This is a genomic window from Mycobacterium sp. 1165196.3 (genome assembly GCF_001673415.1).
GTDB classification, from domain to species: domain Bacteria; phylum Actinomycetota; class Actinomycetes; order Mycobacteriales; family Mycobacteriaceae; genus Mycobacterium; species Mycobacterium europaeum_A.
This window is the reverse complement of sequence record NZ_LZLU01000122.1, coordinates 47,509-67,292: the sequence shown is the minus strand read 5'-3', so window position 1 is coordinate 67,292 and position 19,784 is coordinate 47,509. Positions and strand designations below refer to the sequence as shown.

Below are 19,784 nucleotides of genomic sequence, written 5' to 3'. Positions count from 1 at the left end.
GAGCAGCTCCAGGCCGGCCTTGACGGTGGTGGCCAACCCGCCGGCGACGATGTAGGTGAGCAACGGCTGGAGATCGTCGTAGAGCTTCTGCGCGGTGTCGAAATCTTGTGCGCGCACCGCCTCGTACAGGTCGATGCAGGGTTGTGGCCGCAGATTCGGTGCGGCCGTGCACCATCCGGACGCGCCGGCCTTCAGGGCGCCGAGCACCAGCGGGTTGCTGCCGTTGTAGAAGGGCAGCCGGCTGCCGGACAGTTCGGCGATGCGGTGCATGCGGGTCAGGTCGCCGGTGGATTCCTTGACCATGGTGACGTTGTCGATGCCCTCGAACATCCGCACCAGCAACTCGGGCGGCATGTCGACACCGCTGGTGGCCGGGTTGTTGTAGGCCATGATGGGGATCGAGATGGCGTCGCTGATGCTGCGGTAGTGCTGGAAGATCTCCCGCTCGGTGAGCTTCCAGTAGGACACCGGCAGGATCATCACCGCGTCCGCCCCGGCCCGCTGGGCGTAGGCGGCGCGCCGAATCGTCTTGGCGGTGGTCACATCCGACACGCCGACGATCACCGGGACCCGCCCGGCGACCGTGGCGATGGTGGTGTCGACGACGGCGTCGAACTCGGGTTCCTCGAGGTATGCCAGTTCGCCGGTGCTGCCCAGCGGCGCGATCGCGTGCACATCGGCGGACACCAGCCGCTCGACCAGCGCGGCCAGCCGTTCGGTGTCAATCCCGTTGTCGCCGAACGGCGTAACCGGGTAGGCGATGATGCCGTGGATCTTGGGCTCGGTCACGGGGCGGCTCCTTAGCTGGTCAACACGTCGGGATGCCGGGCCAGGGCCCGGCGGGCGTAGTAGGCGAAGTTGGCGCGGCTGCGCTGCGGCGACAGCGTCCAGTCATGGGCCTCGCGGGCCAGTTCTTCGGGCAGCTCCTGGACGGTGCCGGCGGCCATCGCGGCCAGCTGCAGTTTGGCGGCGCGCTCGATGAGGATCCCCAGCGAGCAAGCCTCCTCGACGCTGGCCCCCGCGATGACGTGGCCGTGATGCGCCAGCAGGACGGCCTTCTTGTCCCCGAGCGCGGCGGTGATGATCTCGCCCTCTTCGTTGCCGACCGGCACCCCCGGCCACTTGGGCAGGAACGCACAGTCGCCGTAGAGCGGGGTGGTGTCCATGTGGGAGACGATCAGGGGAACTTCCAGCATCGACAACGCCGCGACGTGGAACGCGTGGGTGTGCACGATGCAGTTGACGTCGGGCCGGGCGCGATAGATCCAGCTGTGAAAACGGTTGGCGGGGTTGGCAATTCCATCGCCGTCGAGGACGTTGAGGTCCTCGTCGACCAGCAGCAGGTTGGCGTCGGTGATCTCGTCGAACCCCAGGCCGAGCCGCTGGGTGTAGTAGGTGCCCGCCGCCTCGGCGCGGGCGGTGATCTGTCCGGCCAGCCCCGAGTCGTGCCCGGCGTCAAAGAGCGCCCGACAGGTCAACGCCAGCTTCTGACGCGTGGTCAACTGCGAATCGGCGACGTTCGCCGTCAGCTGCTCGGCAGCCCGGCGCATCAACTCGGATTTCGATTCGGTGAACGTGCTGCCCATGTGACACAATGTAGCAGCTTAGGAAACCTTGTGTCATAGGAGGCCCCGTGACGGCACTGCTGCGCCCCGTCCGCAGACAGCGCGGCCTCACCCTCGAGCAACTCGCCCGGCAGACGGGCCTGACCAAGAGCTACCTGTCCAAGATCGAACGGGGCCAGAGCACTCCCTCGATCGCGGTGGCCCTCAAGGTCGCCCGGGCGCTCGAGGTCGACGTCGGGCGGCTGTTCTCCGCCGGGGCCGCTCAGGAAAAGATCACCGTGGACCGGGCCGGCGACGGCGACGGCGGCCGCTATCGGGTGCTGGCGCCGTCACTATTGGGAAAGTCGATGTCGCCGTTCGTGGTTCGCCCGACCGAGCAGCTGGCCGAGGATCCCCATCCCGAGCATGCGGGCCAGGAATTCATGTTCGTGCACGCCGGCACGGTCGAACTCGACTACGGGGACCAGACGTTCACGTTAGGGCCGGGCGACAGCGCCTACTTCGACGCGTCGGTCAGCCACAAGATCCGGGCGGTCGGCGCCGAGAGCGCCGAGGTCGTCGTCGTTGCACACGCCGAGCCCGGGAGCGCACCGGCCCTGGTCCCGACTAGCTGAGCCGGCAGGTGACGGTGGTGGTCGCGTCCTGCTGGACTACCACCTGACCGTCCACGGCGATTTCGCAGTGGAACTGGGCCGGGCCGTTGCCCGAATCCGGCCAGTGCAGCATGCCGCTGGCGGTGATGCTCGCGAACTGGTTCGGGTTTGCCAGGGTGGCGGTGTAGGTGACCGGCGCGCCGGCGCTGAGCGGGGCCTGCACGCTGGTGGAGAACTTCGACGGGTCCGCGTTGAAGGCCGCCTGGCTGGGCGGATCGGCGTTCACGTAGGAGACGTTGGCGGTGACGTTGTTGGGGCTCGTCACCGTGTAGGTCACCTGGTGACCGGCCGGGTCCGCATAGCTGGTCGCCGACGTGAGTACCGCCCCCGCGGCCGCTGCCAGAATTGTCGCTGAGATCGCGCTCGCTGTCCTGTGCACGTTCGTCATATCGAAAACGCTACCGGATTCGTTAGCGACGGTTCGATGTTTACGTCGCAGCTGTGCCCCTGGTCGCCCGGCTCCGGTATGAAGCAAGCATGCGCGAAGACCCCACTGCGGTGACCCGCCGCCGGCTGCTGACCACCGGCGCGGTCTCGGCCGCCCTCGGCGTGGGCCTGGGCGGTGGCGCCACGCTGCTGTGGTCCCGTCCGCAGGGCCCGACGGCCTGGTTGCAGCCCGATCGACATGGCGCACCACCTGTCGCTGGGCTGCACCTGCAGTTCGGCAAGAACGCCGGCACCGAAGTGGTGGTGTCCTGGCACACCACCGACGCGGTCCGCAATCCGCGCGTCCTGCTCGGAACACCGACGTCGGGCTTCGGCAGCACGGTGGCCGCCGAAACCCGCACCTACCGGGACGCGAAGTCCGGCACCGAAGTTCGCGTCAACCATGCCCGGCTGACCGACCTCACGCCGGACACCGACTACGTGTACGCCGCGCTGCACGACGGCGCGGAACCGGAGCAGGGCACCGTCCGTACGGCGCCGAAGGGCCGAAAGCCCCTGCTGTTCACCAGCTTCGGTGACCAGTCCACTCCGGCGCTGGCCAAGATGCCCGACGGCAGCTACGCCACCGACAACATCGGCTCGCCGGCCGCCGCCGACACCACCATGGCGATCGAACGGATGGGCCCGCTGTTCAATCTGATCAACGGCGACCTGTGTTACGCCAACCTGGCCCGGGATCGGGTGCGCACCTGGTCGAACTGGTTCGAGAACAACACCCGCTCGGCGCGCTACCGGCCCTGGATGCCGGCGGCGGGCAACCACGAGAACGAATTGGGCAACGGGCCAATCGGTTACGGAGCCTATCAGACCTACTTCGCGGTGCCCGATTCCGGGTCGAGCCCCGAAACCCGTGGCATGTGGTACTCGTTCACCGCCGGTTCGGTGCGGGTGATCAGCCTGAGCAACGACGACGTCGCCTTCCAGGACGGCGGCAACTTCTATGTGCACGGCTACTCCGGTGGCGAGCAAAAGCGTTGGCTTGCAGACGAACTCGCTACCGCCCGGCGCGATCCGGACGTCGACTGGATCGTGGTGTGCATGCACCAGACCGCGATCTCGACCGCCGACAAGACCAACGGCGCCGACCTGGGTATCCGCGCGGAATGGCTGCCGCTGTTCGACCAGTACCAGGTGGATCTGGTGGTGTGCGGCCACGAACACCACTACGAACGCTCGCATCCGTTGCGCGGCGCGCTGGGCACCGACACCCGCACGCCGATACCCGTCGACACGCGAAACGATCTGATCGATGCCAGCCGGGGAACGGTGCACCTCGTCATCGGTGGCGGCGGCACGTCGGCCCCGAGCAACGCGATGTTCTTCCCGGAGCCGCGGTGCCGAGTGGTCACCGGAGTGGGCGCCTTCGATCCCGCGCTGCGCCGCAAGGCGCCCATCTACGTCATCGAGGACGCGCCGTGGTCGGCGTTCCGCGATCGCGAGAACCCCTACGGTTTCGCGGCTTTCGAGGTAGACCCGGGCCAACTTGGTGGCAACACGTCGATCAAGGCGACGCACTACGCGCTGCGGGGCCCGTTCGGCGAAGTCGCCGTCATCGACCAGTTCACGCTCACCAAGCCGCGCGGCGACAGGGCCCACTAGCCCGTCCCAGCAACGTGACCGCGGCGGATTTTATCCCTGTGAAATACTTCAAAAATGGCTGAATCGCCCGGTCCGCCTATGGGGGGACGCTTGGCGGACTTCGTGGTCGATCGGCGCATGCTGCTGACCGCGGCGCTCGCCGTGCCGATCGGAGCGCTCGCCGCGGGGGCGGCGTGGTGCCTGCTCCGGTTGATCGGGTTGGTCACCAACCTCGTCTTCTACCAGCGCTGGGCGGTCGACCTGGTGGCACCGGGATCGCACCCCCATCCGTGGTGGTTGTTGCTGGGCGCCCCCGTCGCCGGCGGTCTGGTGGTCGGCGTCATGGCCCGGCTGGGCTCGGAGAAGATCCGCGGTCACGGCATGCCGGAAGCGATCGAGGCGATTCTCACCCAGGGCAGCCGTGTCGAGCCGAAAGTTGCTATCCTCAAGCCGGTTTCGGCGGCGATCAGCATCGGCACCGGCGGCCCGTTCGGCGCCGAGGGGCCGATCATCATGACCGGCGGGGCGCTGGGGTCGATCCTGGCCCAACACCTGCATCTGACCGCCGACGAGCGCAAGATCCTGCTGGTGTCGGGGGCCGCCGGGGGAATGGCGGCCACGTTCAATTCGCCGCTGGCGTCCATCCTGCTCGCGGTCGAGCTGTTGCTGTTCGAATGGCGGCCCCGCAGCCTGATTCCGGTGACGGCGGCCGTCGTCGTCGCGACCGTCGTGCGCCAGTTCATTCTCGGCGGCAACCCGGTCTTCCCGGTCGACGTCGGGCACCTGAGTCGCGTCGAACCGAAGATCGACCTGCTGGCGCTCCTCATCGGGACGTGCGGCGCGGTGGTCGCCATCGCCGCGACGCGGTTGGTGTACCTGGCCGAGGACGCCTTCGCGCGCCTGCCGATCCACTGGATGTGGTGGCCGGCGATCGGCGGGCTGGTGATCGGCGCGGGCGGGCTGATCGAGCCGCGGGCGCTCGGCGTCGGCTACGACGTGATCGACGCGCTGCTCACCGGCCACGCCACCCTGTCGTTGATCGTCGGCATCCTCGTCGTGAAGACCGCCATCTGGTCGCTGTCGTTGGGTTCGGGCACCTCGGGCGGTGTGCTCGCGCCGGTGTTCATGATCGGCGGCGCGCTGGGAGCCCTGGTGGGCCAGGGCCTGCCGAACGTGTTCCCGGGGTTCTGGGCGATTCTCGGGCTGGCCGCCGTGGTGGGCGGCGTCATGCGCTCGCCGCTGACCGGCGTCGTGTTCACCCTCGAACTCACCCATGCCTGGCCCGCGCTGCTTCCCCTGATCGTGGCCTCGACCACGGCCTACGCGGCGTCGGTGTTGATGCTCGACCGATCGGTGCTGACCGAGAAGATCGCCCGGCGCGGCCTGCACCTGACCCGCGACTACACCACCGATCCGCTGGAAGCGTTCTTCGTGGCCGACGTCATGCATCCCGAGCCGTCGCCGGTGCCCACCGGCGGCAGCGTCAGCACCCGCGACACCCTGCGGCATGCCGCCAACGTCCTCGCCGAATCGGGCGGCCACGCGCTGCGCGTCCTGTCACCGGACGGCGCGGAACAAGGTCACCTGCTGCTGCGGGATCTGCTCACCGCCCGCCTGCACGACATCACCGAAGACACCGAGCGCACAAGGCATTTCGTCGCGTTCCCCCGCAGACGGGCGCTACGAAACGCCGATCCCGAAGCTCAAAACAACGTCGGCTGAATCGGTTTCGGTGCGGGCGCCGCCGAGGCGGCCCGGGCGAACGGGCGATGGTCGCCAGCCAGCCCATGCTTGGCGATCAACGGCGCGGCCCGCCGCCGCAGCGTTTCGCGATAGTCCTGGGGCAGGTAGGCACCGCGCCGGTACAGCTCGCGGTAACGGCCGACCAGGTCGGGATGCGAGCGGGCCAACCACGCCATGAACCATCCCCGGGTCGAGCCGCGCAGGTGCAGGCCGAACACGGTGACGCTGGTGGCGCCGGCCGCCGCGATCTGGCCGAGCAGCCCGTCGAGGTGCTCGGCGGAATCGGTGAGGTGCGGCAGCACCGGCGCGACCATCACATGACAGTCCAGCCCGGCGCCCCGGATAGCGCTGATCAGACCGAGCCGGGCCTGGGGGGTGGGCGTGCCGGGCTCGACGTCCTTGTGTAGCTCTGGGTCGCCGATGGCCAGCGACACCGCCACCGAGACCGGAACCTGCGCCGCGGCCTGGGTGATCAGCGGCAGGTCGCGCCGTAGCAGCGTGCCCTTGGTCAGGATCGACAGCGGCGTGCCGGATTCGGCCAGCGCGCCGATGATGCCCGGCATCAGCGCGTAGCGTCCCTCGGCCCGCTGGTACGGGTCGGTGTTGGTGCCCAGGGCGACGGTCTCGCGCTGCCAGGACGGCCGGCGCAGCTCGCGACGCAGCACCTCAACCACGTTGGTCTTGACGACGACCTGGGTGTCGAAGTCGTTGCCGCAGTCCAGCTCCAGGTATTCGTGGGTGGGCCGGGCGAAACAGTACCGGCAGGCGTGCGAGCAACCGCGATAGCCGTTGACGGTGTAGCGAAACGGCAGCGCCGACGCGTTCGGCACCTTGTTGAGCGCGGACTTGCACACCACCTCGTGGAAGGTGATGCCGTCGAACTGCGGCGAGCGCACGCTGCGCAGGAAGCCCATGCGCTGCAGCCCCGGCAGCGCCCCATCCTCGACCGGTGTCCCGTTGACCGCGACGGCCTGATTCGCCCACCGCATATCAACCATTCGAACATTAGTTCGAGATCGAGTCAAGCACGGGACCGTCGTACAGTGAGCAGCGACCGTATCGCCCCTACGCTTCAAGGCACCGACGGCGATGCGGTGCGGTGTGGGCGATAAGTTCGTCGTTCACATGGCTGGCATTTTCCCCGTTTTGTCCGAGGGTGCATTGCGCGCGACTTTGGGAATTCTCGACCGCACGGTGCGCCGCGGTTATCCGGGCGGTTAACGCGGTGCGGAGAATCGAGTTTCGGTTTTGCGTGACATTTACGCGGGTATTATTCCAGGGCCCCTCACGAAAGGACCTGTCATGTTGCACCAGGTGATTCTGGCAAGTTCGGACCCGGTCGCGGCCGGCTTTATCCTCCGTGGCATCAAGGGAATTTTCGTCGCTATCGGCAGCATTATCGCCGCAATAATCTGCGGAGTCATCGCCATGATGAAGGGCCGCAATCCGCTGGGCTGGGGAATTCTTGGACTGTTCTTCTCGATCCTGACATTGATTGTCGTCATCATTATTCCCAGCAAAAAATAACGCTTAGAAGGGCGGCGGTTCCCCGTCGCCGACGGCGTGGGTCGACGCGGAAGCCCAAGTGTGAGAAGGCTTTTCGAGCGCACGCGCCATGCGGTTGTGATGGCGTTCGGTGGCCACGCGCTGGGCGCGGTTCTGTGCCCGGGTGCGGCGGCGTTTGGGCATCATCGCCGTGCGGTCGCCGCAGTAATCGGGCGCCACGTCGGCCTCGGCGGCGGGGATCGCGCCGACGCCCCGGCACAAGCTCGGGAACAGCAGTGCGCTGCCCGGGGTGGTGACGTAGGTGCGTCCGGCCGGCGACGTCAGGATCAGGGTGCCGTCGGGCAGCTGCTGTTCCTGCCAGCCCCAAAAAGTTTTCACCAAATGATGGGCGCGGCAATAACATTTGAGGTTCGACGCGTGCGTCGGCCCGCCGTCGGCGTACGGGATCGTATGGTCGAGGTCGCAGTTCACCGCGGGCTGATCACAGCCAGGCCAACGACACGTCAAATCCCGGCACCGCACAAAATCGGCCAGCGCCTTGGACGGCACATAACCCGGCTCCGGCGGCGCATCACCGGGATGAACCAGCGGCACCAGCGTGGCCGAGCCGGCCAGCTCGGCGACCAGCTCCGGTGAGATCAGGCCCTCGGCCCCCAGCTCGCAGGCCGGCGCCGAACCGCAACCATCCAGCGCGGCCCGCTCGGCGACCACATGAATCACCACCGGCCCGGCGGGTCGCTTGCCGGCCACACAGTCGGCGCGCCCGCAGCGACAGCCCAGCCGGTCCGCCCCGCCCGCCAGCGCTCCCAGCGCATCAGCGCGGCGCTGCGCGCGGGTGCGCGGATCGTGCTCACACACCGTGGCCGCCAACGCAGTCAACCGCCGGTCCAGCGCATGCGCGTCCGGGGCCAGCAGGGTGCCCTCCAGATGCGCCAACCCCTCCCCCATCTCAGCGACCCACACCTCACGCCCGGCCGCGCGCTCCTTGCGCCGCCGCACCGCATCCGCATCAGCGCGAGCCACCACCTTGTCCACCTGCGCGGCCAGCCGGCCCTGGCTCAGTGACGGCCACCTGGCCACGGTGGCCGCCAACTCGGCGTCCACCGCCGCCAGCACCTGCGGGTCGGTGATCAAATCGGTGCGGAACACGATCGTCTGAAACATCAGGTAGCCGATGTCGCCGGCTCTGAAGGCCGCACCCACCTTCGGCAACCGCTCGCGCATCGCCCGCGCGTACCGCAGCCGGCTCGCGGCCAACCCCTGACTGATCCGCAGCTCGGCGGCCACCTCCGCACCCACCGCCGCCTCGGTGTCGATCGCCCACTCCTCGGTCTCGGCACACCGCGACAACCGATAGGCGAACAACTCACCAATCGCCACCAACAGCGCCGCCGCCGCCCGATTCTCCGCCCGCGCGGCCGCCCCGATCCGCTCCAGCAGCCCCACCGACACCGGCGTCGCCGACGGATAACGCCGCTCGAACCGCTCATCGAACCGCGCCCGCACCTCTTCGAACATGTGTTCGATCATAGCAGCGCGGGCGACAAGTTAGCGGCTGAGCCGCCCGAGCACCTCGTCGACAACGGAATCCAGCGCGACGGGGACCTGCTCCCCGGTCCCGAGATCCTTCACCCCGACCGTGCCGGACTCGAGATCGCGGTCGCCGAGGACCAACGCGATCCGGGCGCCCGAGCGGTCGGCCGCGCGCATCGCGCCCTTGAGTCCCCGGTCGCCGTAGGCCATGTCGACGCGCACACCGCCGCCGCGCAACTGCGCGGCCAGCACCGCCAGGCGCAACTTGGCCTGCTCGCTCAGCGGCACGCCGAACACCTCGCAGCGCGCGGCCTCCCCCGCACTCTTGCCCTCGGCGCGCAGCGCCAGCAGCGTACGGTCCACACCGAGCCCAAACCCGATGCCGGACAGGTCTTGCCCGCCCAGCTGGCGCATCAGGCCGTCGTAACGACCACCACCACCGATGCCGGACTGCGCGCCCAGCCCGTCGTGCACGAACTCGAAGGTCGTCTTGGTGTAGTAGTCCAGCCCGCGGACCATGCGCGGGTTGATGACGTAAGGCACGCCCATCGCGTCCAGATGCGCCAGCACGGTGTCGAAGTGCTGCTTGGCCGCGTCGGACAGGTGATCGAGCAGCACCGGCGCTGCGGCCGTCATGGCGCGCACCTCCGGCCGCTTGTCGTCGAGCACCCGCAGCGGATTGAGCTGCGCCCGGCGCCGGGTCTCCTCGTCCAGGTCGAGACCAAAGAGGAACTCCTGCAACAGTTCCCGGTACTGCGGGCGGCAGCTGTCATCGCCCAGCGAGGTGATCTCCAGGCGGAAGCCGTCGAGCCCGAGCGAACGGAAACCGGCGTCGGCAATGGCGATCACCTCGGCGTCCAGGGCCGGGTCGTCGACGCCGATCGCCTCCACTCCGACCTGCTGCAGCTGGCGATAGCGGCCGGCCTGCGGACGCTCGTAGCGGAAAAACGGCCCCGCGTAACAGAGTTTGACCGGCAGCGCGCCGCGGTCCAGCCCGTGCTCGATGACCGCACGCACCACCCCGGCGGTGCCCTCGGGCCGCAGCGTCACCGAGCGGTCGCCGCGGTCGGCGAACGTGTACATCTCCTTGGACACCACGTCGGTGGACTCACCGACGCCGCGGGCGAACAGCGCCGTGTCCTCGAAGATGGGCAGCTCGATATCGCCGTAGCCGGCCCGGCGGGCGGCACCCAGCAGGCCGTCGCGCACCGCGACGAATTGCGCCGAGTCCGGCGGGACATAGTCGGGCACGCCCTTGGGCGCAGCGAACTCCGGCACGGGCTACAGGCCTTCGAGGAACGGGTTGAGGCGGCGCTCGGCGCCGATGGTGGTGGAGTTGCCGTGCCCGGGCAGCACCACGGTGTCGTCATCGAGCACCAGCAGCTTGTCGACGATCGAGGTCAGCAGGTCGCGGCCGCTGCCGCCGAACAGGTCGGTGCGCCCCACCGCGCGCTCGAAGAGCGTGTCACCGGTGAACACCAAGTCTTTCCCGTCCTTCGTCCCCCCGTCGACCCGAAAGATCACTGATCCCCGGGTGTGCCCGGGCGTGTGGTCGACGTTGACGGTCACGCTGCCCAGGTCCAGCTTGTCGCCGTCGCGGTCCAACTCGACGACCTGCTTGGGCTCCCGCCAGAACGCGCCCGCGACCATCTGCGCCAGGCGCGGGCCCAGGCCGTAGATCGGGTCGGTGAGCATGAACCTGTCCTCGGGATGGATGTAGGTCGGGCAACCGTAGGTGTCGGACACCTTCTGCGCCGACCACATGTGGTCGATGTGTCCGTGGGTGAGCAGCACCGCGGCCGGCGTCAACCGGTTCTTGTCCAGGATGTTGCGCAGCGCGCCCATCACCCGCTGTCCCGGATCCACGATGACGGCGTCCGTCCCAGGCCGTTCGGCCACCACGTAGCAGTTGCACTGCAACATGCCGGCGGGGAATCCGGTGATCAACACGCTTCCCAGTTTCCCACGGGCCCCACTTGACACGAGTCGCGGCGCCCACATTAGCCTGAGCTGGCACCTCACCCGTCTACGGGACTCCGACTTCACCAGCATGGAGGCATAGCGGCCGTGCCGACCAACGAACAGCGACGCGCCAACGCCAAACGCAAGCTCGAACGGCAGCTGGAACGGCGCGCGAAGCAAGCCAAGACGCGCCGGATCGTGCTGATCGCGGCCGCCTCGACCGTCGCCGTGGCCGTGATCGTGGCGGTGGTGATCACGATCGTCAACACCAAGCACGACCACAAGAGCAACACCGCGGCGTCGACGACCACCAGCAGCACCAGCTCACCGGAGTCCACGACCCCCGCGGGGCCGACCCCGAACGCCGCGCCGCTGCCGCCGTTCAAGCCGTCGGCCGACCTGGGCGCCAACTGTCAGTACCCGGCCTCCCCCGAGCCGGCCGCCAAGCAGGTCAAGCCGCCGCGAACCGGCAAGGTGCCGACCGATCCGGCCCAGGTGAGCGCCAGCATGGTGACCAATCAGGGCCACATCGGCCTGATGCTGGCGAACAACGAATCACCCTGCACGGTCAACAGTTTCGCGAGCCTGATCGGCCAGAAATACTTCGACAACACCAAATGCCACCGGTTGACCACCTCCCAGGGCCTGGGCGTGCTGCAGTGCGGCGACCCCAAGGGCGAGGGCACCGGCGGTCCGGGCTATCAATTCGCCAACGAGTACCCGACCGACCAGTACCCGCCGAACGACCCCAAGGCGCAGGAGCCCGTCCTCTATCCGCGCGGCACGCTGGCCATGGCCAACGCCGGGCCCGGCACCAACGGCAGCCAATTCTTCCTGGTATACAAGGACTCCCAGCTGCCGCCGCAATACACCGTGTTCGGCACCATCCAGCCCGACGGCCTGGCCACCCTGGACAAGATCGCCAAGGCCGGCGTCGCCGGCGGCGGTGAAGACGGCGCCCCCGCGACCGAGGTGACCATCACCTCGCTGCTGCTCGACTAGCGCCGATCGCAAGCGCGGCGCGTGCGCCGGGCGCGAAACGCCCTCTGATCGGCGGGATTCGCCCGGCGTGCACCGCCGACGGCTTATGGTCGTTGGGTGAATCTGGATCCGGACACATTCGGCCATTACCGAATACTGGACCTGTTGGGACGCGGCGGCATGGGCCGGGTCTACCGGGCCTACGACGCGACCACAGACCGGGTGGTGGCGCTCAAAGTGCTCCCGCCGCATCTGGCCGAGGATCAGGACTTCCAGCAGCGTTTCCGCCGTGAGGCCCGCATCGCGGCCGGCCTCACCGACCCGCACGTGGTGCCGATTCACGGCTACGGCGAAATCGACGGCCGGCTCTACGTCGACATGCGACTGATCGAGGGCCGCGACCTGTCGCACTACATCGCCGAAAGCGGCGGCCGGCTCAGCCCGGAGCAGACGGTAGCGGTCATCGAACAGGTTGCGGCAGCGCTGGATAGCGCGCGACAGGCGGGCTTGATCCACCGCGACATCAAGCCGATGAACATCTTGATCACCACCGCGCGCAACTTCGTCTACCTGATCGACTTCGGCCTTGCCCGCGCGGAGGCCGATACTCAGCTCACGCAGACCGGCGCCACGATGGGCACCGTCGCCTACATGGCGCCCGAGCGCTTCAAGGGCAAAACCGATCATCGTGCCGACGTCTACTCGTTGGCCTGCGTGCTGCACGAGTGCCTGACCGGCAAGCGCCCATTCGCGGGCGACAGCCTCGAAGAACAGCTCAACGCGCACCTGAACGCCCCGCCGCCGCGACCGTCGGCGATCGCGCCCGAGGTGCCCGCGGCCTTCGACGCGGTCGTCGCCCGGGGCATGGTCAAGGACCCCGAACAGCGGTATCAGACGGCGATGGAGCTCGCCGAGGCCGCCAGGGCCGCGCTGCCGAGCCCGGCGACGGGACCGGTCGGCGTCGCCCCGCCGGCACCGCCACCGCAGCCCGGCGGCAGCCCGGATCCGCGGCAAGCACCCGGCCGCCCAACGCATTCCAGGCGTTTGCTGGTGGGCATCGTCGGCGCGTCGGCACTGGCGCTGGCGGCGGTGGCGGCGCTGGTCTTCGCGTTGGTGACCCAGAGTCACGGCTCCGCGGACAGCGCGGCATCCTCCACCCAGACCCGGGCCCGGGCGCCCGGCAGGACCGGATCCAACCCCGGTTCCAGTGGCCCGGCGTCGGCGACGGCGCCGCCGCTGCCGGCGTTCGCACCGCCGCCCGACCTGGGTGCCGACTGCCAGTACCGGTCGGTGCCCGATCCGGTCAGCCGGCCGGTGAACCCGCCCCCGTCGGGCCGGGTGTCGACCACTCCCCCGCAGATCGGCGCCGTCATCTCCACCAACGTCGGTGACATCGCGATCCAGCTCGCCAATTCCGAGTCGCCGTGCACGGTGAACAGCTTCATCAGCCTGGTCAAGCAGCAATTCTTCGACAACACCCAATGCGCCCGGTTGATCAGCTCGCCCGATGGCGGGTCGCTGTTGTGCGGCGGCCCCGAGGTGGACGGATCCGGTGGCCCCGGTTACGAATTCGCCGACGAGTACCCCGCCGACCAATACAAGCCCGACGACCCCGCGCTGCGCGCGACGGTGGTGTATCCGCGCGGCACCATCGTCATGGCCACCGAGGGACCCAACACCAACGGCAGCCAATTCGCCTTGATCTTCCAGGATTCCGAGATGGAACCGCAGAGCACGGTGCTGGGCACCATCGACCAGGCGGGGCTGGCCACCCTGGACAAGATCGCCCGGGCCGGTATCGCCGGCAATCGGCAGAGCGGCGCGCCCACCAACCCGGTGAAGATCACCTCGGTGCGGCTGAGCTAGGGCTTAGGCCGCGGACGTCACGCGGTAGACGTCGTACACGCCTTCGACGTTGCGCACGACGTTGAGCAGGTGGCCGAGATGCTTGGGGTCGCCCATCTCAAAGGTGAAGCGGCTGATCGCAACCCGGTCACCGGAAGTGGTCACCGACGCGGACAAGATGTTGACCTTCTCGTCGGCCAGCACCCGGGTGACGTCCGAGAGCAGCCGGTGCCGGTCGAGCGCCTCGACCTGGATGGCCACCAGAAACACCGACGACGGCGAAGGCGCCCAATGCACTTCGATGATCCGCTCGGACTGCTGCTGCAGCGAGGCGGCGTTGGTGCAGTCGGTGCGGTGCACGCTCACCCCACCGCCGCGGGTGACGAACCCCATGATCTGGTCGCCGGGCACCGGTGTGCAGCACTTCGCCAGCTTGGTCAGCACACCCGGCGCACCGGGCACCGAGACGCCGACGTCGTCGCTGCTGCGCGGGCGGCGCAACATCGTTGTCGGCGTGGAGCGTTCGGCGAGGTCCTCCTCGGCCTGGTCGATGCCGCCGAGCTCGGCCAGCAGCCGCTGCACGACGTGCCGGGCCGACACGTGGCCCTCACCGATCGCGGTGTAGAGCGCGGAGACGTCGGTGTAGTGCAGCTCGCGGGCCACCGCCGCGAGCGTTTCGCCATTGACCAAGCGCTGCAACGGAAGTCCGCCCCGGCGGACCTCGCGGGCCATGGCGTCCTTGCCGGATTCGAGCGCCTCCTCGCGGCGCTCCTTGGCGAACCACTGCCGGATCTTGGCCTTGGCGCGCGGCGAGACCACGAATTGCTGCCAGTCCCGCGACGGCCCGGCGTTGGCCGCCTTGGAGGTGAAAACCTCGACGACTTCCCCGTTTTCCAGCTTGCGCTCCAGCGCCACCAGCCGACCGTTGACCCGGGCGCCGATGCAGCGGTGGCCGACCTCGGTGTGCACCGCGTAGGCGAAGTCCACCGGCGTGGAGCCGTTGGGCAGGGTGATCACGTCACCCTTCGGGGTGAACACGAAGATCTCTTGTACCGCAAGGTCATAACGCAGTGACTCGAGGAACTCGCCCGGGTCCGCGGCCTCCCGTTGCCAGTCGAGCAGCTGACGCATCCAGGCCATGTCGTCGATCTCCGCGGCGGCGTGCGGATGCGGAACGCCGTTGCGCCCCTTGGCTTCCTTGTAACGCCAGTGCGCGGCGATGCCGTATTCGGCGGTCCGGTGCATGTCGCGGGTGCGGATCTGCACTTCCAGCGGCTTGCCTTCCGGCCCCACCACGGTGGTGTGCAACGACTGGTACACCCCGTATCTCGGCTGGGCGATGTAGTCCTTGAACCGCCCCGCCATCGGCTGCCACAGCGAGTGCACCACGCCGACGGCGGCATAGCAGTCGCGGATCTCGTCGCACAGGATGCGGATGCCGACCAGGTCGTGGATGTCGTCGAAGTCGCGGCCCTTGACGATCATCTTCTGGTAGATCGACCAGTAGTGCTTGGGCCGGCCCTCCACCGTCGCCTTGATCTTCGACGCGCTCAGCGTGTTGACGATCTCGGCGCGGACCTTGGCCAGATAGGTGTCGCGCGACGGCGCACGCCCGGCGACCAGCCGCACGATCTCGTCGTACTTCTTGGGGTGCAGGATCGCGAACGACAGGTCTTCCAGTTCCCATTTGACGCTGGCCATCCCGAGCCGATGCGCAAGGGGCGCAATGACTTCCAGCGTCTCGCGGGCCTTGCGCGCCTGCTTCTCCGGCGGCAGGAACCGCATGGTGCGCATGTTGTGCAGCCGGTCGGCCACCTTGATCACCAGCACGCGGGGATCGCGGGCCATCGCGGTGATCATCTTGCGGATCGTCTCGCCCTCGGCGGCACTGCCCAGCACCACCCGGTCCAGTTTCGTCACGCCGTCGACCAGATGGCCCACCTCTTCACCGAATTCCTCGCTCAAGGCGTCCAGGGTGTATCCGGTGTCCTCGACGGTGTCGTGCAACAGCGCGGCCACCAAAGTCGTGGTGTCCATACCTAATTCGGCCAGAATGGTGGCGACGGCCAGCGGATGGGTGATGTAGGGGTCCCCGGAATGGCGTAACTGGGTGGCGTGGCGGGAGTCGGCGACCTCGAAGGCCCGCTGCAGCAGCGACACGTTGGCCTTCGGGTAGATCTCCCGGTGCACCGCCACCAGCGGTTCGAGCACCGGGTTGAGGGTGCTGCGCTGGGCGGTCATCCGGCGGGCCAGCCTGGCCCGCACCCGCCGCGACGCGCTGCTCGACGTTTTCAGGGACTCCGTCGGGGGCTCCGGAACCTCCATCGGCTGCGTGATGGCCGGCGACTCCGAGACGTTAGTGGGCGCGTCTAGCGCTTGCGCCGCGCTGTTGTCCTCCGCCACGTTGGTCACCTCCGAATTCGAGGATATCTCCAATGGGAGAGCGCTACTCGCAAGTCAGGCTGTGCACGGCCAATGGCGCGACCGCTTCCCGGCCGCACAGCGCGCTCAGTTCGAAGACCACCGCGGCCGTCGTCACGTGCGCCCCGGCGCGCTCGAGCAGCCGGACCGCGGCGGCCAGGGTGCCCCCGCTGGCCAGCACGTCGTCGATGATCGCGATGTTGCGCCCGCGCAGGTCCAGGCCGTCGGCGGGAATCTCCAGCGTGGCGCTGCCGTACTCCAGGTCGTAGGTCTCGGCGTGCACCGGCGGCGGCAATTTCCCGGCCTTGCGGATGGCCAGCACGCCGGTCTGCAGCCGCTCGGCGACGGCCGCGGCCAGCAGGAACCCGCGGGCCTCGATGCCGGCCACCAGATCGGCGCCCGAGGCGATCTCGGCCAGCGCGCCGGTGATCGCGGTCATCGCCGTCGCGTCCGCGAACACCGGGGTGAGGTCCTTGAACTGGACGCCCGGCTTGGGGAAATCGGCCACCTTGCGCGTCAGCGACGCGATCAACCCGGCGGGGTTGGTCATCGGAGCCTCACTGGATCAGGGCCCATCGGTCCATGTTCCAGCCCGCGCCCCAGCGGGTCGGGTTCTTGCTCACCGCGTACATCTTCTTCGAGGTCAGCAGCGTGCGCTGCTGCCGGTACAGCGGCAGGGTGGGCATGTCGCCCCACAGTACCGGCGCGGTCTCGGTCAGCAGCCTGGCGCGCTCGGCGGCGTCGGCCGAGACCGCCAGCGCCCCGATCGCGTTGTCGACCTGCGGGTTGCTGTATCCGGACAGGTTGTTGCCGTTGCCGGTGTGCAGCGCGTAGGCATCCAGCGCCGACGACCCCGTCGACCCGCTGCCGGTGGCCCCGCCGGTGCTGGCCAGCAGCGCGTCAATCTTGCCGTCCTTGAGCGCCTGCGGCCCCGAGCTGTCCAGGATGACGCCGGTAACGGTGATCCCGGCCGCGGCGCACGCCTTGGTGATGACGCCGACGTTGACCGCGAGCCGCGCGTTGGGTCCCTGGTAGCCGATCCGCACCGTCAGCGGCGCACCGCCCAGCGCGGCGCGCGCTGCGCCCGGATCGGCCTTGGCGAACGCGTCGGCCTCGCCCGCCCCGTCGGCGGCCGACACGGCGTCATCGATCGCCGGATCCAGGCGCGAGTTGGCGATCGGCGTCCCGGCGTCCTTGGCCAGCGAGTCGCGCGGCGTGCACAGCGCGACCGCGCGCCGGGCCTTGGGCGCGGCCAGCGGACCCTGCGGGGCGAAGATCAGCTGCTCGATGCCGCTCGACGGGCCATCGGAGCGCTCATAGTTATCGGGTGTGGTCAGGGCGCCGGACGAACCCGCGGCGACGTCGACCACGTCGACGCTGCGGCTGTTGACCCGATCCTGGATGTCGGGCCCCTGCGACCACACGGTGACCCGCTTGGTGATGGCCTTGGGTCCCCACCACCGGTCGTTGGCGACCAGCACCACCGCGCCGCCATCGAGGATGGATTCGATTTTGTACGGCCCCGACGACGGGAAACGCTTTTCGAGCACGTCTTTTTGGAGCCCGGGCGTGAGGTCCCAGATGGTGTTCCACAGCTTCGCGATCTGGGCCACCAGCGGCCCGTTGTTGCTGAGCAGGGCCGCGGTCACGTCGACGTTGAGTTGGTCGGCGATGACGTGCGACGGCATCAACGAGGTCGCGGTGAACAGCTGGTTGTAGTCGACGACGCCGCGGTCCGGGATGAACGACACCCGGGCCTTCTTCTGCCCGGGGATGCATTCGACGTTGGCGATGTCGAGGTAGCCGGCCTGGTTGGCGGCGCGGAAGTCGGGAAACCTGCCGGACTGCGCCGCCCAGGCGAGCACGATGTCGTCGCAGGTCACCGGCTTGCCGTCGGAGTAGACGGCGTTGTCGGCGATCTGGTAGTCCAGCACCAGGGGGGTGCCGCCGACCACCGACACGGTGCCGAAGTCGCGGTCGGCGACGATCTGCCCGTCGGGGCCGTGATAGCTGAACCCGGTGAGCGTGCGGGCGAACGCCTGCGCCCCGGCCGATGCGGCGCCGACGACGGTGTTGGTGTTGTAGGTGGACAGCGGGCCGTCGACCACGTAGTCGATCTGGGAGGCGGCGCTGCCCGAACAGGCCGTCAGCGTGACACCCGCCGCCAGCACCACCGCCAATCCGGCGCCGATCCACCCCGTCAGGGCTCGGCGGCCGACCAGCACGCTACGACGACCGGCCCCAGTTCCCCGGTAGCTGGTGGCCATGGTGACTACCGCCGGCCGACGTTCCGCTTGCCGGTGGGACGCCGGGTCCCGGTCGGCCGCACGGGGCGAGCTCCCGGTGCCGGCTTGCTCGGCGCGGGCTTGGCCGGCTCGGCCGCCGTCGTCGTCGTCGCTTCTTTCGCTTCCCCGGCGGTGTCGGCGTCGTCGTCACCGGCGGTCTCGGCCGCCGCGCGTGAACCGGGGCTGCGCCGCCGCGTCACGCGGCGGGTGTGGGTGCGCACCAGCTCGGTGCGCTCGCGCAGCGTGACCAGCAGCGGCGTGGCGAAGAAGATCGACGAGTACGTGCCGACCAGGATGCCGACCAGCTGCACCAGCGCCAGGTCCTTCAGCGTGCCGACGCCCAGCAGCCACACCGCCACCACCATCAGCGCGAGCACCGGCAGCACGCTGATCAGGCTGGTGTTGATGGACCGCATGAACGTCTGGTTGATCGCGAGGTTGGCCTGCTCGGCGAACGTGCGCCGGGTGGTGTGCTGGAAGCCGTGGGTGTTCTCCTCGACCTTGTCGAACACGATGACGGTGTCGTAGAGGGAGAAGCCGAGAATCGTCAGCAGGCCGATGACGGTGGCGGGCGTGACCTCGAAACCGACCAGCGAGTACACCCCCGCGGTGACGCTGAGGTCGAACACCATGGTCGTCAGCGCGGAGATGGCCATGTACCGCTCGTAGCGCACCATGATGTAGACGCCGACCAGCACCAAGAACACGGCCAGCGCGATCAGCGCCTTGTCGGTGATCTGATCACCCCACGTCTCGGAGACCGCCGCGTCGCTGATCGCCTGCTTGCTGGGCTTGCCGTCGGCGCCCTTGGGTCCGAACGCATCGAAGAGGGCGTTGCGCAGCTTGGTCGTCTGATCGTTGGTCAGCGTCTCCGAGCGAATCTGCACGGTCGCGCCGGCGCCGTTGCCGACGACCACCACCGATTCCGGATCCTTGCCGAGCGCCTGGTGGAACACCTCCGAGACCTGCGAGGTCTGCACGGTGCCCGTCTTCCCGGCGGCCGGCATCGACACCGTCGTGCCGCCGTTGAAGTCGATGCCGAAGGTGAAGCCCCGCAGCAGGATCGACAGGATGGCGACGGCGACGATCGCGCCGCTGATGCCGAACCACAGCCGGCGCCGCCCGACCACCTCGAAGGCGCCGGTGCCGGTGTACAGGCGCGACAGAAACCCGTGGTGCGGGGCGCTGTCGCTCAACTCGGTGGCGCCCTCGGAGGCTTCGGTGAGCTCGGTTGCGTCCTTGGAGGCTTTGGAGGAAGTCATGCG

General features: G+C 68.7%; 17 protein-coding genes and 1 pseudogene. 7 read left to right on the top strand and 11 right to left on the bottom strand.

Going from position 1 to position 19,784, the window contains the following annotated elements; translation table 11 throughout:
- Both A5659_RS13575 and A5659_RS13570 read right to left on the bottom strand, forming a co-directional pair.
- On the bottom strand, nucleotides 1–789 hold a 789-nt coding region (locus A5659_RS13575), incomplete at its 3' end, for a dihydrodipicolinate synthase family protein (RefSeq protein WP_067181765.1).
- A gap of 11 nt (nucleotides 790–800) precedes the next feature.
- On the bottom strand, nucleotides 801–1,586 hold the full coding sequence (locus A5659_RS13570; protein WP_067181762.1) for an aldolase: 786 nt from the start codon (nucleotides 1,584–1,586) through the stop codon (nucleotides 801–803).
- A 47-nt stretch (nucleotides 1,587–1,633) separates the two neighbouring features.
- Between A5659_RS13570 and A5659_RS13565 the strand changes: the two genes are divergently transcribed.
- Nucleotides 1,634–2,179 carry a helix-turn-helix domain-containing protein gene (locus A5659_RS13565; protein WP_066876527.1) on the top strand — a complete coding sequence of 182 codons (546 nt, stop codon included), beginning with the start codon at nucleotides 1,634–1,636 and terminating at the stop codon, nucleotides 2,177–2,179.
- On the opposite strand, the gene A5659_RS13560 is transcribed toward A5659_RS13565, so the two are convergent.
- Nucleotides 2,172–2,606, bottom strand: a complete 435-nt coding sequence (locus A5659_RS13560) for a hypothetical protein (protein WP_066861023.1) — start codon at nucleotides 2,604–2,606, stop codon at nucleotides 2,172–2,174. The genes A5659_RS13565 and A5659_RS13560 overlap by 8 nt on opposite strands.
- An 89-nt stretch (nucleotides 2,607–2,695) precedes the next feature.
- Between A5659_RS13560 and A5659_RS13555 the strand changes: the two genes are divergently transcribed.
- Nucleotides 2,696–4,264 carry a metallophosphoesterase family protein gene (locus tag A5659_RS13555; RefSeq protein WP_067181774.1) on the top strand — a complete coding sequence of 523 codons (1,569 nt, stop codon included), beginning with the start codon at nucleotides 2,696–2,698 and terminating at the stop codon, nucleotides 4,262–4,264.
- Between the two features lie 54 nt (nucleotides 4,265–4,318).
- Nucleotides 4,319–5,965: a chloride channel protein gene (locus A5659_RS13550; protein ID WP_067181758.1), complete on the top strand. Its 1,647-nt coding sequence runs from the start codon at nucleotides 4,319–4,321 to the stop codon at nucleotides 5,963–5,965.
- On the opposite strand, the gene A5659_RS13545 is transcribed toward A5659_RS13550, so the two are convergent.
- The gene (locus tag A5659_RS13545) at nucleotides 5,947–6,975 is read right to left on the bottom strand and encodes an Rv2578c family radical SAM protein (protein WP_066861029.1); all 1,029 of its coding nucleotides are present in this window, start codon (nucleotides 6,973–6,975) and stop codon (nucleotides 5,947–5,949) included. The genes A5659_RS13550 and A5659_RS13545 overlap by 19 nt on opposite strands.
- A gap of 139 nt (nucleotides 6,976–7,114) precedes the next feature.
- Here A5659_RS13545 and A5659_RS28530 point away from each other — a divergent pair.
- Nucleotides 7,115–7,207: pseudogene (locus tag A5659_RS28530) on the top strand (polyketide cyclase); the annotation flags it as partial.
- Nucleotides 7,208–7,288: 81 nt separating this feature from the next.
- Complete coding sequence (locus A5659_RS13540; protein ID WP_066861033.1) at nucleotides 7,289–7,513, top strand: deoxyribodipyrimidine photolyase; 225 nt, start codon at nucleotides 7,289–7,291, stop codon at nucleotides 7,511–7,513.
- Nucleotides 7,514–7,516: 3 nt separating this feature from the next.
- On the opposite strand, the gene A5659_RS13535 is transcribed toward A5659_RS13540, so the two are convergent.
- The 3 genes from A5659_RS13535 to A5659_RS13525 are packed head-to-tail and all read right to left on the bottom strand — an operon-like array spanning nucleotide 7,517 to nucleotide 10,975.
- Nucleotides 7,517–9,010, bottom strand: a complete 1,494-nt coding sequence (locus A5659_RS13535) for an HNH endonuclease signature motif containing protein (protein WP_067181771.1) — start codon at nucleotides 9,008–9,010, stop codon at nucleotides 7,517–7,519.
- Nucleotides 9,011–9,040: 30 nt separating this feature from the next.
- Nucleotides 9,041–10,303 (bottom strand): histidine--tRNA ligase, encoded by a 1,263-nt coding sequence (hisS, locus tag A5659_RS13530; protein ID WP_066882143.1) that lies wholly within the window; start codon nucleotides 10,301–10,303, stop codon nucleotides 9,041–9,043.
- A gap of 3 nt (nucleotides 10,304–10,306) precedes the next feature.
- On the bottom strand, nucleotides 10,307–10,975 hold the full coding sequence (locus A5659_RS13525; protein ID WP_066861041.1) for an MBL fold metallo-hydrolase: 669 nt from the start codon (nucleotides 10,973–10,975) through the stop codon (nucleotides 10,307–10,309).
- 117 nt (nucleotides 10,976–11,092) lie between these two features.
- Here A5659_RS13525 and A5659_RS13520 point away from each other — a divergent pair, with 117 nt between their 5' ends.
- Together A5659_RS13520 and A5659_RS13515 are read left to right on the top strand one after the other, a co-directional pair.
- Nucleotides 11,093–11,989: a peptidylprolyl isomerase gene (locus A5659_RS13520; RefSeq protein WP_067181755.1), complete on the top strand. Its 897-nt coding sequence runs from the start codon at nucleotides 11,093–11,095 to the stop codon at nucleotides 11,987–11,989.
- 96 nt (nucleotides 11,990–12,085) lie between these two features.
- Nucleotides 12,086–13,834: a protein kinase gene (locus tag A5659_RS13515; protein ID WP_066861047.1), complete on the top strand. Its 1,749-nt coding sequence runs from the start codon at nucleotides 12,086–12,088 to the stop codon at nucleotides 13,832–13,834.
- Nucleotides 13,835–13,837: 3 nt separating this feature from the next.
- On the opposite strand, the gene A5659_RS13510 is transcribed toward A5659_RS13515, so the two are convergent.
- From A5659_RS13510 to secF, 4 genes are read right to left on the bottom strand one after another with little or no spacing between them, the layout of a single operon-like run.
- Complete coding sequence (locus A5659_RS13510; RefSeq protein ID WP_066861064.1) at nucleotides 13,838–16,216, bottom strand: bifunctional (p)ppGpp synthetase/guanosine-3',5'-bis(diphosphate) 3'-pyrophosphohydrolase; 2,379 nt, start codon at nucleotides 16,214–16,216, stop codon at nucleotides 13,838–13,840.
- A gap of 43 nt (nucleotides 16,217–16,259) precedes the next feature.
- Complete coding sequence (locus tag A5659_RS13505; RefSeq protein WP_066882148.1) at nucleotides 16,260–16,784, bottom strand: adenine phosphoribosyltransferase; 525 nt, start codon at nucleotides 16,782–16,784, stop codon at nucleotides 16,260–16,262.
- A gap of 7 nt (nucleotides 16,785–16,791) precedes the next feature.
- Nucleotides 16,792–18,501: an ABC transporter substrate-binding protein gene (locus A5659_RS13500; protein WP_067181752.1), complete on the bottom strand. Its 1,710-nt coding sequence runs from the start codon at nucleotides 18,499–18,501 to the stop codon at nucleotides 16,792–16,794.
- 5 nt (nucleotides 18,502–18,506) lie between these two features.
- Nucleotides 18,507–19,781, bottom strand: coding sequence for a protein translocase subunit SecF (gene secF, locus A5659_RS13495; protein WP_067181749.1), 1,275 nt, complete (start codon nucleotides 19,779–19,781; stop codon nucleotides 18,507–18,509).
- Nucleotides 19,782–19,784 lie beyond the last annotated feature (3 nt).

Bases quoted from the DNA above. Each gene is read 5' to 3' on its own strand.
- A5659_RS13570 (WP_067181762.1), bottom strand. From the start codon at position 1,586: ATGGGCAGCACGTTCACCGAATCGAAATCCGAGTTGATGCGCCGGGCT.
- A5659_RS13560 (WP_066861023.1), bottom strand. From the start codon at position 2,606: ATGACGAACGTGCACAGGACAGCGAGCGCGATCTCAGCGACAATTCTG.
- A5659_RS13555 (WP_067181774.1), top strand. From the start codon at position 2,696: ATGCGCGAAGACCCCACTGCGGTGACCCGCCGCCGGCTGCTGACCACC.
- A5659_RS13550 (WP_067181758.1), top strand. From the start codon at position 4,319: ATGGCTGAATCGCCCGGTCCGCCTATGGGGGGACGCTTGGCGGACTTC.
- A5659_RS13545 (WP_066861029.1), bottom strand. From the start codon at position 6,975: ATGCGGTGGGCGAATCAGGCCGTCGCGGTCAACGGGACACCGGTCGAG.
- A5659_RS13540 (WP_066861033.1), top strand. From the start codon at position 7,289: ATGTTGCACCAGGTGATTCTGGCAAGTTCGGACCCGGTCGCGGCCGGC.
- A5659_RS13535 (WP_067181771.1), bottom strand. From the start codon at position 9,010: ATGTTCGAAGAGGTGCGGGCGCGGTTCGATGAGCGGTTCGAGCGGCGT.
- A5659_RS13505 (WP_066882148.1), bottom strand. From the start codon at position 16,784: ATGACCAACCCCGCCGGGTTGATCGCGTCGCTGACGCGCAAGGTGGCC.
- A5659_RS13500 (WP_067181752.1), bottom strand. From the start codon at position 18,501: ATGGCCACCAGCTACCGGGGAACTGGGGCCGGTCGTCGTAGCGTGCTG.
- secF (WP_067181749.1), bottom strand. From the start codon at position 19,781: ATGACTTCCTCCAAAGCCTCCAAGGACGCAACCGAGCTCACCGAAGCC.